This is a genomic window from Dyella sp. NPDC103356 (assembly GCF_055584465.1).
On the sequence record NZ_JBVJLZ010000002.1, the window covers coordinates 200,647 to 217,711 of the forward strand.

6 protein-coding genes are annotated in these 17,065 nt (G+C 60.6%); 5 read left to right on the top strand and 1 reads right to left on the bottom strand.

Annotation, left to right across the window (positions count from 1 at the left end):
• Positions 1-9: 9 nt before the first annotated feature.
• Positions 10-900 carry a helix-turn-helix domain-containing protein gene (locus tag ACZ6WW_RS04380; protein ID WP_465273138.1) on the bottom strand — a complete coding sequence of 297 codons (891 nt, stop codon included), beginning with the start codon at positions 898-900 and terminating at the stop codon, positions 10-12.
• 718 nt (positions 901-1,618) lie between these two features.
• Between ACZ6WW_RS04380 and ACZ6WW_RS04385 the strand changes: the two genes are divergently transcribed.
• The 5 genes from ACZ6WW_RS04385 (at position 1,619) to ACZ6WW_RS04405 (ending at position 17,022) form a co-directional block, all read left to right on the top strand.
• Positions 1,619-12,514: an autotransporter-associated beta strand repeat-containing protein gene (locus ACZ6WW_RS04385; protein ID WP_465273139.1), complete on the top strand. Its 10,896-nt coding sequence runs from the start codon at positions 1,619-1,621 to the stop codon at positions 12,512-12,514.
• Between the two features lie 51 nt (positions 12,515-12,565).
• Positions 12,566-13,777: an alpha/beta fold hydrolase gene (locus ACZ6WW_RS04390; protein ID WP_465273140.1), complete on the top strand. Its 1,212-nt coding sequence runs from the start codon at positions 12,566-12,568 to the stop codon at positions 13,775-13,777.
• A gap of 389 nt (positions 13,778-14,166) precedes the next feature.
• Positions 14,167-15,558 carry a hypothetical protein gene (locus tag ACZ6WW_RS04395; protein WP_465273141.1) on the top strand — a complete coding sequence of 464 codons (1,392 nt, stop codon included), beginning with the start codon at positions 14,167-14,169 and terminating at the stop codon, positions 15,556-15,558.
• 7 nt (positions 15,559-15,565) lie between these two features.
• The gene (locus ACZ6WW_RS04400; protein ID WP_465273142.1) at positions 15,566-16,291 is read left to right on the top strand and encodes a hypothetical protein; all 726 of its coding nucleotides are present in this window, start codon (positions 15,566-15,568) and stop codon (positions 16,289-16,291) included.
• A 50-nt stretch (positions 16,292-16,341) separates the two neighbouring features.
• Positions 16,342-17,022, top strand: coding sequence for a hypothetical protein (locus ACZ6WW_RS04405; RefSeq protein ID WP_465273143.1), 681 nt, complete (start codon positions 16,342-16,344; stop codon positions 17,020-17,022).
• Positions 17,023-17,065: the final 43 nt, after the last annotated feature.

The window sequence follows — 17,065 nt, forward strand, 5'->3', positions numbered from 1 at the left end:
GCGCGAAGATCAGCTGAACAGTTCTTCGAGCCAGTCGTCGACGGCCTGATAGTAGCGCGCGGCCTGCTCCTGCGGCACCGGTGACGATGGTCTGGGAGGGGCAGCGCGCACCCCTTCCTGACGCGCCTCTCTTGGCGTCATCGCAAAACGGCGTTGAAATGCCCGTGCGAACTGACTGCTGTTGGAAAAGCCCAGCCGAAGCGCGATATCGGTGATCGATTTGCCGGCGGTCTTTGCACCCAGGGCAATTTCGCGATAGGCGGCGTCAAGTCGCTTGTCGCGAATGATCTTGGCGATGCCGCCATCGGCGGCGAATATCCGATACAAGTGTGCTCGCGAGACTTGATGGCGTTGCATCAACAGGGCAGGGCCAAGCTCGCGTTCGTAGAGGTTGGCTTCGATGAATTCAAGCAACTGCTGGCGCAGCATCTGCATCATCGGTGTGCTGACTTCGGGTGTTGCCGCATAGCTATCCTGGGCCAGCCCCGCGGTCAGCAGGCTGAGCAGCGACTGTTCGACGGCAAAGGCTTCCTGGTCATTGAGATCGGATGCCGCCCGACACACGCTCAGAACGAAATCGGCAAGGATCCGTGTCAGCGGTCGCTCCGCCGGCATGATCACGCCATGCAGGCTCTTGCCGCGGTTTGCCCGATCCAGCGGCCCCCTTGGGATGACCAGCGATACCGTGGAGCCATCCGTTGCAGCCGTGGAAAAAGGCCGAGCCAGATCGAACAGGCAGATATCGCCCGAGCGCAGAAAGATCGGACGCCCGTCGCATGTGCTCTCGTTCGAGCCGACCAGATACAACTGCAGCAGGTATTGATCGAACCCGATCTGCAGCGCCAGCTTGCGGTCGCGTTGGTACTGCGGGTGATTGAATCTCGACGAGCCGACGATCATGCGGTCGGCCGGTAGTGAGCACGCGACGTTTCAGCCTGCTTCGTCGACACACGTATCCCTTGTCTCACTGCTTTCCCCTGTCGCACACACTCGAGACAGCGGCGGAGTTTATCCAAGCGGCTTACAGGAATAGTGATCGGTGACCTGTTTTGCAAATAACTGTCGCGTGACTAATGGCATATATACAAGTTATATCTGATATTCAAATCAGGAATGCCAGAGACAAATTGACGAATTTGATGAGACAAGTCGGATATCGTCGTTACGCACCATCCCCATAAACTTTCCGAAAGATTGACGTCAGGAACGGGGGCGTAGCAATTCCGCGTGGTGAGGGCTTGCTTGGCAGCCAGCGCCCGCAGGCGTTCGCGCATGATCTTGGCTTTCTACTCGACAACAGCGATGCATGTCGCGTTGCCGGGGTAGGGAGCTGGCGTCCCCAGGGAATCGGGAGGCACAGGGTGCGGCGTTCTATTGCGTTTGTCTACGTAAGTTTTTACAGAATACCTGCCGTGCGGCGACTCGCCGCCATATTCCGCGCAATCGCCTTCGCACACCTGTCAGGTGTCATTGGCCTGCGCGATGCATGCATCCGTCGCATGCCGCATTCGTGGCCCTTACACACCGCTTGTCTTGCATGAGTCGCGTCCGCGCGACTCTTCATACAGCCATGTCTCCAGTTAAGTCCGTATTCGTTTGATATCCACAGGGGAAAGTGATGAATCGAGTATTCCGCATCGTCTGGTCCACGGCACTCAATACATGGGTGGTGGCGTCGGAACTGGCGGGCAGGCACGGCAAAGGACGCGGACGTTCCAGTGCAGGCGGCACGGATGATCGCTCTTCATCGCGACTCGCACCGTTGACGTTGCGCCTGGGTATGTTGGCGGCGCTTGCGGCGTTGTACGCCCCCGCGACTTTGGCAACTGACCGCTACTGGGACGTCAACGGCGGTGCGGCCGGCAGTGGCGGATCGGGTACGTGGGACACTTCACTGGCGAATTGGAACACTGCCAGCGATGGCGTTGCCGGTCCTTTCACGGTATGGAACAACGCGGCGCTCGACAACGCCATCTTCGCCGGGACGGCCGGCACGGTGACGCTGTCTACACCGATCACTGCCAATGCGCTCACTTTCTCAACGAACGGTTACACACTTACTGGCAGCACGATCACGCTGGCCGGTACGGCACCCAGCATTTCGGGCAACGCTACGATCAATTCCGTTATTGCCGGCAACGCGGGGCTTATCAAAAACGCAGCCGGCATATTGACCCTGAACGGGGCTAACACCTTCAGCGGCGGCATCACTGTGAACCAGGGGCAGCTCACACTAGGCAGCGATACCGCCCTGGGTGCCGCCAGTAACGGCGTCACCATGGCTGATGGCACTCAGCTAAATGCCAGCGCCCTGGCTCCCCTGGCTGCCAGCCGTGTGATTACGCTGAATGGCACCGTCAACATTGTCGGTGGTGGCGTCGGATCGGCCCGCTTCACGGGAACCGGCGGTCTCGTGGAGAGCTCTGGCGTCGCGATGACCAACAACGCCAATGACTACACCGGTGTGACGACCTTTGGTGGCGGTGGCAGTTTTAATTTTTCCTCCATCGGTAACCTGGGGCAGGCCAGCGCGCTAGGCGCCCCAACGACAGCCGCCAACGGCGTGGTGAACGTCGTTGCAGGCAGCGGCAGTGCCACAACCTTGAACTACACAGGCAGTGGCAGCACCACCAACCGTAACTTTGCATTCGGCAATACTTTCACTACCGGCACGGCACTCACAAACATCGGTACCGGTACTCTGGAGCTGGACGGCAACATTCTGATGTCCGGTTCCAACCCGCCGGCCAACACCTTCGCTGCCTGGAATGCCGACATAAAACTGTTGGGCGTGATCAGCAGCCCTACGTCGACGCGTTCGATGAGCTATACCGGTTCGGCGGGCCGGACCATCACGTTGGCGGGCTCCAACACCTATACCGGTGCCAGCGGCATCACCGCGATCACGGTGGTTGCGCCGGTGCTGACCGATACCGGCACGAGCAGCTCCTTCGGCACGGGTACGGCCGGCGGCATCAACTTGCTGTCCGGCACGCTGAGCTACACGGGCGGGGCGACGTCGTCCAACCGCGTGTTCCAGTTCGACGGTGCCAGCACCATCGCCAATAACAACAATCTCACCGGCGGTCCTCTTACGCTCACCGGCGCGGCCAATTTCGTCGCAGGCGGCACCGATACGATCACGCTGGGCGGCAGCTACGGCGGTACCAATACGTATTCCGGTGCCATCGGCGGCACCGGCAGCGTGCTGATCAACACCAGCGGCAATTGGGTGCTGAGCGGTGCCAATACCTATGTGGGCACCACTACGGTGACGACCGGCACGCTCACCGCCGGCAACGTCAATGCCTTCGGCGCTTCGAAGGGCCTGATCGTCAACGGTGGCCTGCTGGATCTCAACAACCTGGCCATTACCGCACCTTCGTTAGCCGGCACAGGTGGTGCTGTGAATCTGGGTAGTGGGTCGCTTACGCTCAATGCGGCCTCGGGAAGCACGTCGTATGCGGGCAGCATCGGCGGCACGGGCAGCCTGACCAAGTTGGGCGCAGGCACGCAGACGCTGACCGGTGCCAATACGTATACCGGTGCCACCACGATCGGTGGCGGCACGTTGGCATTGGACTATTCCGTCGCGGGTGCGCCGGCCAGCGGCATCATCAGCGGCAGTTCGACGCTCAATCTGGACGGCGGCACGCTTTCCATCAAGGGCGCGGCTGCGGCGAACACGCAGACATTCAACGGCCTCAATATTACAGGTGGCAATAACCGCATCAGCGCCACTGCCGGTTCGGGTGGTTCGCTGGCAGTCTCGCTGGGCGCGATCAATCGCAGCGCCGGCCTGGTCGATTTTGCCTTCAATACCGGTACGACGATCAGCACCACGAACGCGGACGGTGCGCTCGGTGGCTGGGCCACGGTCAACCAGTCGGACTACGCGCAGGTAACGGGCGGCGTCATCACCGCCTTCACCAACTACGCGAACAAGGACGATGCGAGCACCTGGGCAAGCGGCGACATCGTCAGTGACGGAGGCGGCAACGCCAATACGCCGTACTTCGGCACAGTCAATGGCAATGTAGCGTTGGGCGGCATGAAGGTCACCGCGGCGGCCGGGTCCACCGTAAACGTCGGCGCGGGCAATACGCTGAGTGTCGACGGCAGCATCATCGTGTCGCCGACGGTAACGACCGCCAATCAGACGATCCAGGGCGGCTCTCTGACGGGCGGCACAGGTGGCAGTCCGCTGGGCGTGCTGCAGAACTCTGGCGGCAACTTCAGCATCAACTCTACCGTTGTCGACAACGGTGGCGCCACCAGCTTCACCGTCAACGGCCTGGGCACGGGCGCGGTGACGCTCAACGGTGCTAACACCTACACCGGCTCAACGACGGTGAGCGGGGCCACGCTGGCTTTCAACAGCGTTGCCAATGGCGGCGCGGCGAGCGCGATCGGCGCCTCATCCGCCGATCCGTCGAACCTTGTGTTGGAAAACGGTACGCTGCACTACACCGGCGCAACCAGCAGCACGGATCGCGGTTTCACCCTGGTCGATAACGGTCCCTCGCGGACGATCCAGGTCGACGGCACCACCAACCTGACGTTCAGCGGCGTGGTCACCAGCCCCGACGATGCCGGTTTCACCAAGACCGGCGCGGGCACGTTGACGTTGTCGAATGCGGCCAATGATTTCGTTGGCCCTGTTACGGTGAGCGCCGGTTTGTTGTCGACCGGTACGTTGGCCAACGGCGGTGTGGCCAGTGGCATCGGCGCAGGCAGCAATGCCTCGTCCAGCCTGGTGCTGCAGAGCGGCGGCGGCCTGGAGTACACGGGCGCCACCACGCCGACGGACCGCGGCTTCACGCTCGCCGCGGGTCAGGGCCATGTCGCGGTCGACCAGGCGGCTACCACGCTGACCGACAGCGGCGCCGTGGTCGGAACGGGCACGCTGGTCAAGGACGGTGCAGGCACGCTTGTGCTGTCCGGCGCCAACACTTACACGGGTGGTACAACGATCACGGCCGGTACGTTGCGCGCGGGTTCTGCTACTGCCCTCGGCGGTAATGGCACGATGACGGTCAACGCTGGCGCTACGTTGGACGCGGCCACCTTCCCGGTCAGCGTCGGCGCATTGAGCGGCGCGGGCACTGTTACGCTGGGTGCTGCGGGCACTGGGTTGACGATCAACGGTAACGGCACATGGTCGGGTACCATCAGCGGCGTGGGGGGTGTGACGATCGCCAGCGGGCGCAGCCAGATCATGACCGGTTGCGGTAACAGCTATACAGGTCCTACCACTCTCTCATCCAGCGTGCTTACCACTGACTGTCTCGCCAACGGCGGTCAGAGTAGCGGTATCGGTGCGTCGGCCAGCAATCCGGCCAACCTCTCTATCAATGGCGGCACGCTTATCTATACCGGGGCGACCGTCAGCACCGATCGCGGCATGCTGCTTACTGGCAATGGTACGGTGCAGGTAAACAATGCGGCGACCACACTGACCCTCAGCGGACAGATCACCGGCGCAGGTGCATTGATCAAGCAAGGTGCCGGTACGCTGGTGTTGACCGGCACCAGCAATAATTACGCGAATGGGACCTTGTTGCGAGCAGGCACCTTGCAGGCTGGTGCCGTCAATGCATTCGGTAGCAATGCGATGAACCTTTCCAACGTCGCGGGCGTGCAGCTCAATCTGAAAGGGTTCAATACTTCCGTGACTTCGGTGATCGGTGGCGGCACGACTGGCGGAGACATCAACCTGGGTGGGGCCACGCTGTCCATCACTTCAGGCTCCGGCGTCTCCGTCGGCGCAGGGGCATACGGTGGGACCATTTCCGGTACAGGCCAGATCATCAAAAGTGGCGGTGGTGCCGAGTATCTCTCCGGTGTGAATAGCACTTACGTTGGCACGACCACGATCAATGCCGGCACGTTTGCGGTGAACTCGCTGACCAACGGCGGCCAGGCCAGTTCGATCGGTTCATCAAGCAATGCCGCCAGCAACCTTGTGCTCAATGGCGGCTTGCTGCAATACCTTGGCGCAGGCGACAGCACCGATCGCCTGTTCTCGTTGGGGCCATCCAATGCAAGCAGGGTGGATTCGTCGGGCACGGGTGGGCCGCTGCAGTTCACCAACACGGGTGCCATCGCATTTACGGCACCCAACACCACGCAGGCCGTTGCGCTGACCGGCGCCAATACTGCCGATAACAGCCTGGCGTTACAGATAACCAATAATGGCAGCGGCCAGACATCGTTTAGCAAGACCGGGGATGGTACCTGGATCCTGCGAAACGCCGCCAGTAGCTACACTGGCGTCACCACAATCAGCGGCGGCGTGCTTGGCGTGGATCATCTGGCCAATGGCGGCCAGGCAAGCAGTATTGGCGCCTCGACGGGTGTCGCCAGCAACCTGGTGATCGGCAACGATGCCACTTTGCGCTATACGGGTGCTGGCGATACTACGGATCGCCTGTTCACATTGTCGGCGGGCAGTAGCGTTATCGAATCGTCCGGCACCGGCGCGATCGTCTTCAGCAACACCGGCTCGGCAGCCTACAGCGGTAGCGGCGACCGAACGTTGGGCCTGGGTGGTACCAACACCGGCCTCAACACCATGGGTGGGACCATCATTGATGGTCTCGGTGGCATCACCACATTGGCGAAGAACGGGGCCGGAACCTGGCTGCTGACCGGTAGCAACACTTATACCGGCAATACGGTAGTCAACGCGGGCCTGTTGCAGTTGGGCAATGGTGGTACCACCGGCTCGATCACCAGCCCCACCATCATCGTCGACACGGCCGGCACGCTGGGCTTCGATCGCTCCGACACGATGACGCTGGCAGGCACCATTTCCGGCGCCGGCGACGTGGTGCAGTCCGGTACCGGCACGACCGTGCTGACCGCCACCGAAACCTATACCGGCGGTACGACGATCAGTGCGGGTACGCTGCAGTTGGGCAATGGTGGTGCGAACGGCTCCATCGTGGGTAACGTGGTCGACAACGGCACGTTTGCAGTCGATCGTTCGGACGTCTATACGTTCGCCGGATCGATTTCGGGCAACGGTGGCGTGACACAGAGCGGTAGCGGCACGACGGTGTTGACGGCGGCCAACAGCTACAAGGGCTCGTCGACGGTGCAGTCCGGCACGCTGCTGATCGACGGCGATCAATCGGCCGCGACCGGTGCCACCGTGGCACAGATTGGCGGCACACTAGGCGGCAAGGGCACGATCGGCGGCGACGTGGCGATTGCCGATGGTGGCACGCTGAGTCCCGGCGATACGGGGGCGGCTGGCACGCTGACTATCAACGGCAGCCTGGCGCTGAGCGGTGGCTCGGCGATGAACTACCAGTTCGGCCAGGCCAACGTGGTCGGCGGTACGCTCAACGATCTGACCGTCGTGCACGGCAACCTCACACTGGACGGCACGCTCAATGTATCGGCCACACCGGGCGGCAGCTTCGGCCCAGGCCTGTATCGCATCATCAGTTACGACGGGTCGCTCAACGATCAGGGCCTGACGCTTGGCAGCACGCCCTCAGGTACCTTCCAGGTGCAGACGTCGGTGGCCAATCAGGTCAACCTGCTCAACAGCAATGGCTTGTCGCTCAACTTCTGGGATGGCCCCAACGGCCACGCGAACAACACCGTCGATGGCGGCACCGGTGTCTGGCAGAGCGCTGCGGGCAATGACAACTGGACCGACCAGACGGGGCAGTTCAACGCGCCCTATGCCAATGGCCAGTTCGGCATCTTCATGGGTACGGCCGGTACGGTGACGGTCGATGGCAGCCTGGGTGCGGTGACTAGTTCGGGCATGCAGTTTGCGGTAAGCGGTTACAACGTCATCGGCGATGCCATCACGCTCAACAGCGGAACGGCGATCATCCGCGTGGGCGACGGTACTGCGGCGGGTGCGAACATGACGGCGGTCATCGGCTCGGCGCTGATCGGCACGGGTGGATTGGAGAAAGACGATCTCGGTACGCTGGTGCTCGAGGGCACCAATACCTATACCGGTGGTACCGCGATCAATGGCGGTGTGCTGCAGGTGTCGCGCAATTCCAGCCTTGGCTTCGCCGCGGGCACGCTCAGCTTCGATGGCGGCACGCTGCGCAATACCGGGGCATTTCTTATCGCGCGCGACATCACGATCAATCAGGGTGGCGCGACATTCGACACCCAGGATGACCTGAATCTCACGCACGCCATTGTCGGCGCCGGTGCGCTTACCAAGATCGGCGCCAGTACGTTGACGTTGGGTGGTGCCAATACTTATGCCGGTGGCACGGCCATCGATGGCGGTACCGTTTCGGTGTCCAGCGACGCCAACCTCGGTAATGCCGCCGGTGCGCTATCGCTCGATGGCGGCACGCTACTCAATACTGCGGGGTTCACCTCGGCACGCAGTGTCACCCTGGGCAATGGTGGTGGTACGTTCAATACGCAGGGCGATCTGACGCTGTCCAGCGCGGTCGGTGGTGCCGGCGCATTGACCAAGGATGGCGGTAGCGCGCTGGTTCTTGCCGCCAACAACACTTACACCGGTGGTACGACGATTTCAGGCGGCGTCCTGCAGCTAGGCAACGGCGGCACGGCCGGCTCTGTTACCGGCAATATCGTCGACAACGGCACGCTGGTTTTCGATCGCAGCGATACGTCTACGTTTGCAGGGGCGATTTCCGGCAGCGGCTCATTGGAGCAACAAGGCAGCGGTACCACGGTGCTGTCGGGCGCCAATACGTATACCGGTCCGACGGCCGTTCGTGCCGGCAGCCTGATCGTCAATGGCGATCAGACGGCGGCAACGGGCGCGACATCGGTTGATGCCGGCGGCACGCTGGGTGGCATGGGCGTTATCGGTGGTGACGTCAATCTGGCGGATGGCGCCTCGCTGAACCCCGGCAACGTCGGTACGGCACCGGGCACGCTGTCCATCAAGGGCAGCCTGACGATGAGCGGTACGTCCAACCTCAATGTCGACTTCGGTCAGGCCAACGTGGTGGGTGGCCCGCTCAACGACCTGGTGCAGGTGGGCGGCGATCTCACGCTCGACGGCAATCTCAACGTGTCGGTGTCGTCGGGCGGTACATTCGATCCGGGCATCTACCGCATCATGAGCTATGGCGGAGTGCTTACCGATAACGGCCTGACACCTGTCTCGGTGCCGTCGTCGGGCTATCTCCTGCAGACCTCGATCGCCCAGCAGGTGAACCTGGTCAACACCACGGGCCTGCCCGTCAATTTCTGGGACGGCAATGGCGCACGTGGTGACAGTCAGGTGCAGGGCGGCGATGGCGTCTGGCAGAACGCGGCAGGCAACGACAACTGGACACTGACGGATGGCTCGGTCAACGCGTCCTACCAGGACAGCACCTTCGCGATTTTTGCGAGTACCGCCGGTACGGTGACGGTCGATGCGAGCCTGGGCGCCATCAACAGCGGCGGCATGCAGTTTGCGACCGATGGCTACCGCATCGAAGGCGATCCGATCGTGCTGGTCGCTACCGGCGGTAACGCGCCGGTGATTCGCGTAGGCGATGGCACGACGCTGGGCGCGAGCATGACGGCGACGATCGCCTCCGAGCTACAGGGAACCGATGGTCTGACGAAAACGGACCTGGGCACCCTGGTGCTGGCAGATGACAACACCTACGGAGGCAACACGACCATCAGCGGCGGCACGCTGCAATTGGGCGAGGGTGGTACGACCGGCTCGATACTTGGCGATGTTGCCGATAACGGCACGCTGGCCTTCAATCGTTCGGACGTCCATGCGTTCGACGGCCAGATCTCCGGCACGGGCGGTGTGACGCAGCTTGGCAGCGGTACGACGGTGTTGACCGGAACCAATACTTATACCGGTGCAACCACGGTGCAGGGCGGCACGTTGTTGATCAATGGCGATCAGACGGCCGCTACCGGCGCGACGACAGTGCAGAGCGGCGGCACGATTGGCGGCACAGGCATCATCGGCGGCGACGTGACGATTGCCGATGGCGGCACGCTGAGCCCGGGTGCAGCAGCGGGAGCGGCCGGCACGCTTACCATCAACGGCAACTTGGCGCTTGGTGCGAACTCGACGCTCAACTACGAGCTCGGTCAGGCCGGCACGCCGGGCGGTGCGTCCAACGATCTCACCGTGGTGCATGGCAATCTCACCCTGGACGGCACGCTCAATGTGGCGACTACGGCAGGTGGCAGCTTTGGTGCGGGCGTATACCGGATCTTCAGCTACGACGGCACGCTCACCGACAACGGGCTTGCGCTGGGCACGCTGCCCGGCACGGATGTGTTCGTGCAGACTTCGTTGGCCAACCAGGTCAATCTGGTGAGCACGCAAGGACTGACGCTCAGCTTCTGGGATGGCCCAGGTCACGCCAACGACGGTGCGATCAATGGCGGTGATGGCACATGGCGACTGGCGGACAACGACTCCTGGACGGAGGCGACCGGCACCATCAACGCGCCGTATTCCAACGGATCGTTTGCTGTCTTCGGCGGTACTGCCGGTACGGTGACGGTGGATGACGCCAATGGGCAGGTGACTGCGTCGGGCATGCAGTTCCAGACCGATGGCTATCACCTCACGGGCGGCTCCATCGAACTGACGGGCAGCGCCGCTACCATTCGTGTGGGCGACGGCACTGCTGCCGGAACCGGCATGACGGCCACCATCGACTCCGCACTGACTGGCAGCGCCATGTTGGTGAAGGACGACCTGGGCACTCTCGTACTCACCGGCGCCAACACCTATGGCGGCGGCACCGATGTGCACGCCGGTACGCTACAGGTGGCAAACGACGGCAACCTCGGTCTGGCATCGGGCAGTCTCTCGGTCGACGATGCAACGCTGCACACCACTGGCAGCTTTGCGACGAGCCGCACAATAGGACTGGGTGGCGCGGCCACCATCGACACCGATGACGGCACCACACTCACGTTCAATAGCGGCATCGGTGGCACCGGCAGCCTCACCAAGACTGGCGCCGGTACACTGGTATTGGGTGGCGCGTCGAGTTACAGCGGTGCCACCACAGTAAGCGCAGGTAGCTTGAGTGCGGCGGTGGATGGCACGTTCAATGCGTCGTCTGCATTTACGGTGCAACAGGCCGGCACGCTGGACCTGGGTGGCCATGCGCAGACGGTGGCTTCGCTTACGCATGCGGGTACGGTGAATTTCGGCACCGCGCCTGGCACCACGTTGACGGTGAAGGGCGACTACGTCGGGCAGGGCGGTACGTTGAATTTCAACACAGCGCTTGGCGACGACAGCTCGGCCACGGATCAGTTGGTAGTTGCCGGCAGTACCTCGGGCAACACCACGGTGCACGTGAACAACGTCGGTGGTGCAGGCGCGCAGACCACGCAAGGCATCAAGCTGATCGATGTGCAGGGCGCGTCCAACGGCAGCTTCGCATTGCAGGGCGACTACGTGTTCCAGGGCGATCAGGCGGTGGTTGCAGGCGCCTATGCGTATCGTCTCTACAAGGGTACGGATGCGAACCCGAGCGATGGCGACTGGTATCTACGTTCGGCCTTGCTCGACGGTTCGGGCACCACGACCACGCCGCCGCTGTATCAGCCCGGTGTGCCGTTGTACGAGGCCTATGCCGGCATCCTGCAGCAGATCAATGCACCGGAAAGCCTGTTCCAGCGCACCGGCAACCGTGTATGGGCGGGCGACGAAGTCGCGGACAACATGGCTCCTGGCGAAGGCCTGTGGATGCGCGTGGAAAGCGGCGACCAGACGATCAAGCCGGACATCACCACCAGCGGAACGAACTACGACATCTCGGCCTGGAAGTCCGAGGCGGGTATCGACGCCACGGTGAGCGAAGGCGAAAGCGGCAAGCTGGTTGCCGGCGGCACGCTGCAATACGGTCGCTATCAGTCGAATGCAAGTTCCATCTACGGACAAGGCCGGCTCAAGACCAACGCCTATGGCGTAGGCGGCTCGCTCACGTGGTACGGCGAGAACAACTTCTATGTCGACGGTCAGGTCCGCTGGACGAGTTTCGATACCGACCTGCGTTCCACCACGCTCGCGCAGCTGCTGAAGGACGACAACAAGGGCAACGGTTACGTTGCGGGTGTGGAAGTGGGGCAGCGGTTGCGCCTGGGCGATCAATGGTCGCTCGTGCCGCAGGCGCAGGTGAGCTATGGCAATGCCGAGTTCGACAACTTCACCGATGCCTTTGGCGCACAGGTGTCGCAGAAGCAGAGCGGCACGACGACCGGGCGCCTCGGCGTAACGATCGACTATCGCCAGGCCCACCAGGGCTCGTACGGCGCCGTCGCGACGCACTTGTATGCCATTGCCAACTTGTACCGGACCCTCGGCGATGGTTCGCGCGTGGCCGTGGCCGGCACTGACTTCACCACCCGCAACGAGCGGCTGTGGGGCGGCTTCGGCCTGGGCGGCTCGCTGGATTGGGCCGACGGTCGTTACTCCGTGTATGGCGAAGTGCAGGCGCAGACGGGGCTGGATAACTTCGGCGACAGCCATGCGTTGAACGGTACGCTCGGGTTCCGCATGCGCTGGTAATGCAAGCGGTGAGAGCTGCGTATCGACAGGTTGCGTCTGGCGGAGATCCGAATGGGCCGCCAGGCGCAATCTGTCACGGTAGCGATGTTGCCCGCTGACGAGGCTAGGGCTTTATTCGCAACCGGGATATATTCCGTCTCACATGGCATGTCGGCCATGACAGGGGAATACATCATGATGAAAGGGATCGCGCTGGCCCTGGGGCTGGCATTCGTTGTGTGCGGATCATCTTCGATGTCCGCCGATGCGCCTGCGCGCAGTGCGACACGCGACGAAAGCCTTTCGCCCTCATGCAAGGGCAAGCCGACCAAGGTCGACGATGCGGGCTTTGTCGTCATCGGCGGCATCGAGCAGTGGGTGACGGCCAAGGGAGATAGCTGCGCCAACCCGGTTCTTCTCTTCATCAGCGGTGGCCCCGGCAATCCCCTCAGCGGTATTTCCGATAGCGTTTACGGTGCTGGTCAGCGCGACTTTATCGTCGTCCAGTGGGACCAGCGCGGATCGGGCATGACCTACGGCCGCAGCCCGCCGGCGCCGGATGAAAAACTGACCATCGAGCGGATGGCGCAAGACGGCAACGAACTGGCTGCCTACCTTGCCAAGCGCTATGGAAAGCGGAAGGTCATCCTGTGGGGCAGTTCCTGGGGCTCGATCCTTGCCGTGCATATGGCCAAGGCGCATCCGGAATTGTTCTACGCGTACGTGGGTACGTCCCAGGTAGTCAATTCGGTAGCGACCCAGGCGGCGAGCTATAAAAAGCTCATGGCGCTAGCTACAAAAGAAAACGACAAAGATTCGCTCGCCGTGCTCAACCAGGTCGGATCACCACCATGGACTGACCCACGCAGCTTCGGGAAAGTGCGCCGGATCATTCGCAAATACGAAGCCAAGGTCACCTTGCCGCCGCCAGACAGTTGGCATCGAGCGCCGGCTTATACGACCCCTAAGGCTGAAGAAGACTACGCTGCCGGCGAGGATTATTCCTTCTTGAATTTCGTCGGGATGCACGGCGACGGCATGCTGTCGCACGTCGATCTGCCGAAGCTGGGCACGGACTTCGCCATCCCGGTGTTCTTTGTCGAGGGTGCGCATGATTTGCTCGCACCGCCGGAGATGGCTCGTCAGTATTACGAGAGCATCAAAGCGCCAGAGAAAGACTGGGTGCTGCTGGAGCATTCCGGGCACGATCCGAACCAGGAGGTGGTGGATGCTGAGTACAAAGTGCTTCGTGAGCGAGTTTTGCCGCTGACCCAAGGTAAGTAGCGCAGGCGTTCTTGTCGAAATAACTTAACTCTGTCGCTAATTGCAAATTATTGAATTACATGGAATTTTTCTCAACTTGGTCGTGAGATGAGCGTGTCAGTACCATCGTTAGGGGCTGTGCTGCAGGCCGGGGACAGCATTACTAGCCTTTCTGACGGCAACTCTGGTGACAGCGCCACCTGGGATCGGCTAATCGGCTGTAACGGGTTACTCTCCCTGTTGCACTCCAATGAGAGTTCTGTGCTGACAGACTTACTGGCGCACGGAGTAATCGTGACTTTCATTGGCTGTCGGGAAAGCTCGCTAGAGAGTAGAGGGAGCGTATTGAAGCTGGGCGTATTTGGGCCGTAAGTGATCCGCTGGCCGATGTACCCGGAACGAACTGGCCTATGTCCGGACAGGACGCACTGGACATCCTGACGCTCGTGTCGCTGATTCACCGAAAACTGGATGGCACCACGAAACAGCTGCTGTATCGCTATAGGGAAAGGATAGGAATGGACGAGGCGATTGTTGTCTTCTCTCGGAAAGGAATTTTCCAGACCAGGATCACCGCGCGCGACATTCGTAGCCGGGAACATGCGCGCAAACTGTGGCCTTTGGTATCTCCTGATCCACCTCGGCAGATGCTGACATGGGTTAGCCCTTCCTTTGATAGCGGGACATTGCGTCGGCGCTCCCATTTCCGCGTGCTGCCTGCGCAGGCTACCTTTAACCCCAAAGCGCACTTTGATGATGAAGAATCCAGCAGGTGGCACTCTGTGCAGGAAAGCCCCGAGCATCGGCAAGCGAAAGAACTTATCGCGGCCGAGCTTTCCAGGCGCTTAAGATCCGCGCTTGCGATGCCGTGGGCATTTAAGGACATGGATGCGTCGGACTATCCGCTGGAAGGCAACTTGCTTCTCGGTGCAGATCAGGTGGTAACCGAACATCCACTGGAGACGCCATTTGGTAGCAAATTTCGGCTCGACGTTGCTGTGCTGGGTCCGCCGGTCCAGGCCGAGCCGATGGTGTTGGGTGGCGTTGAAATCGAACTCGGCCACGCCTTCGATGGACGTAAGGCGCTAATCGGGAAGTCACTCGGGTTCCCGCTCATCTCTATCGATATCGCGGAGATGGCACTGGAGGAACTCACGCCCAAGTGGGCGCAGCAGGTATTGACCGCGACTACGCGGAGCCACGAGCAAGGACGCCGGCAGACGTACATCTATCTCCACGACCTCCTATATCCCCTCTACGCACAACTTCCGGTATTCCTCGACAGCGAGCAACGTCACCAATTCCTCGTGTTTGCAGACGATGACACTCTACGCAAGCTGGTGCGTTGGATGAATGTACTGGCCGAAAAGCTGGAGTATCCGAAGGGTGTAGTCGCCGTGGCCTTGGTTAATGGAAAGAACGATCAGTCGCGCAAGATGCTGGAGCGGGCTGGGCAGGTCGTTGGACCCGATTGGAAGGATTTTAACGGCCAGAGATGTCTGCGCCTGACCATACCGCGTCCTAGTGGCCCAGCGGATCTCCGGGCTCATCGCTTTCACATGACAATGGCGCGGGTGTTGCTCTCACACTCTGATGCGCTCGTTGGATACAAGTATTGCAATGGTGTCGATAACGACCATCCCGAGGAAGATATTTGGGTCGCGCATCGCTGGATCGCCGATAAGAACACCCATACCCAGCATCGTGTATTACCGAAGCGTTTGGCGGAGCCGATCAACAGGTTGATCGCGGTTGTTTCGGATTTGCATCGCAATCACGGGATAACCTCTCAAGAGGCTTGAGCATCCGATGTCAGAGATCATTCTGCTTGCAGATACTTCAGCGGAGCTTAGGAGCCAGCTCGCCGAACTGGACATTCATGTTCCCGCGCGGTCCGCAGGGCGTAGGAATCATCATGCGGAACGCTATTCGATCGCGCACCTGCTGGCGACACTGCCGGCTGAACGATTCGAGTTCCCACTAACCCTTATTCATCGAGACAAACCGGACTTCCTGTTGACGATGTCTAACGGCGATGTCGGCATTGAGCACACGGAAGCGGTTCCGGTAAACGTCGCGCGCGCCCAAGTGATGCGGGAGCGTGGTTTGGGGCCGGAAGTTTATTTCACCCCGCACGTCGTGCCAGGGGAGCCAAGGAAAGCGGCGGAGGAAATACGACGAGAGATCGAGGCCGATGATTCCGGTTGGGGGTGGTACGGTGATTCTCCTGAGCGCGAATGGGCTGAGGCGATAACACACTACGTTAAGGAGAAACTCCCCAAGGCGATGGCCGATGGCTTTGCGCGATATCCTATCAATTGGTTGATCGTCTACGACAACTGGCCGTTGCCGGCGATCGACCTCGCCAAGGCGACTTCGTACCTTGCACCGCTTCTGAAGGATGAAGGCGCTTATCTGGTTTTCGATGCCATTTTTGTTCACGACGAATCGAATATGTGCGAATTTCGACCGTCCTTTTCTCCCGTAATCTGCACCTTGGTGAGGCCGGAGACGGATGTTGATAACTCTCTCTAAAATTCACTGGTTGCTACGAAATGAGCGCCAGGCTAATCGAGGCCTCTGTCTTGGACGATGAGCTGAACGTAGCAAATAAGTACGGGCTTTTTTGGGCTGGGGCCTTGATTGAAGACGAGAAAGGCAAAGCTCTGGCGGACGGCTTCTACATCTATCAACCCGAACGGTACTCTGACACATTTTTTCTTCTCTTCGACAAGCTGCGACAGCTCAATGATTATTGCTTCAATCAGCTTCTATCTTCGGAGAAGCAGCTGCGCATGCTCACAGATCAAAGAAGTGAAGCCGACGCGCGTGAACGTTGTGGAGCCGAAGAGTTGGATTGTCTCGATGATCAGATTCCAATGTGGGAGGACAACGTCGAGGTGGTTGGAAGAGCTACATCAATCGTACTTCTTTGCAGTTTTGTCGAATGGGGACTAAAGCTGGTAGCAAAGGAACTCTGCGGTTCTATCCCTAGCAAGCGTGGCCGATCAATGAGCGACTTCGAGTTCATGCTCCATCACCTTCAACATAATGGCGGACTCCATCTGAATATTGATGATGGGTTGGTTAGCGTTGTTCATATGTTCCGCGGAATACGGAACGCGTTTGCTCATGGGGATTGGGCCATGTTGAACGAACGGTTGGATTCCGTCTTTTTGCGCACGTGCTTTGAGGCTGTCGCACGAATTTTTCAGTGTATTGAAGAATCAGCATGGCAGAGTCCTTGGGGAAAGTTTTCTTCTTGACCTATCCATCGTGTCAACGTCGCGCTGCAGATCTGTGGGCGAC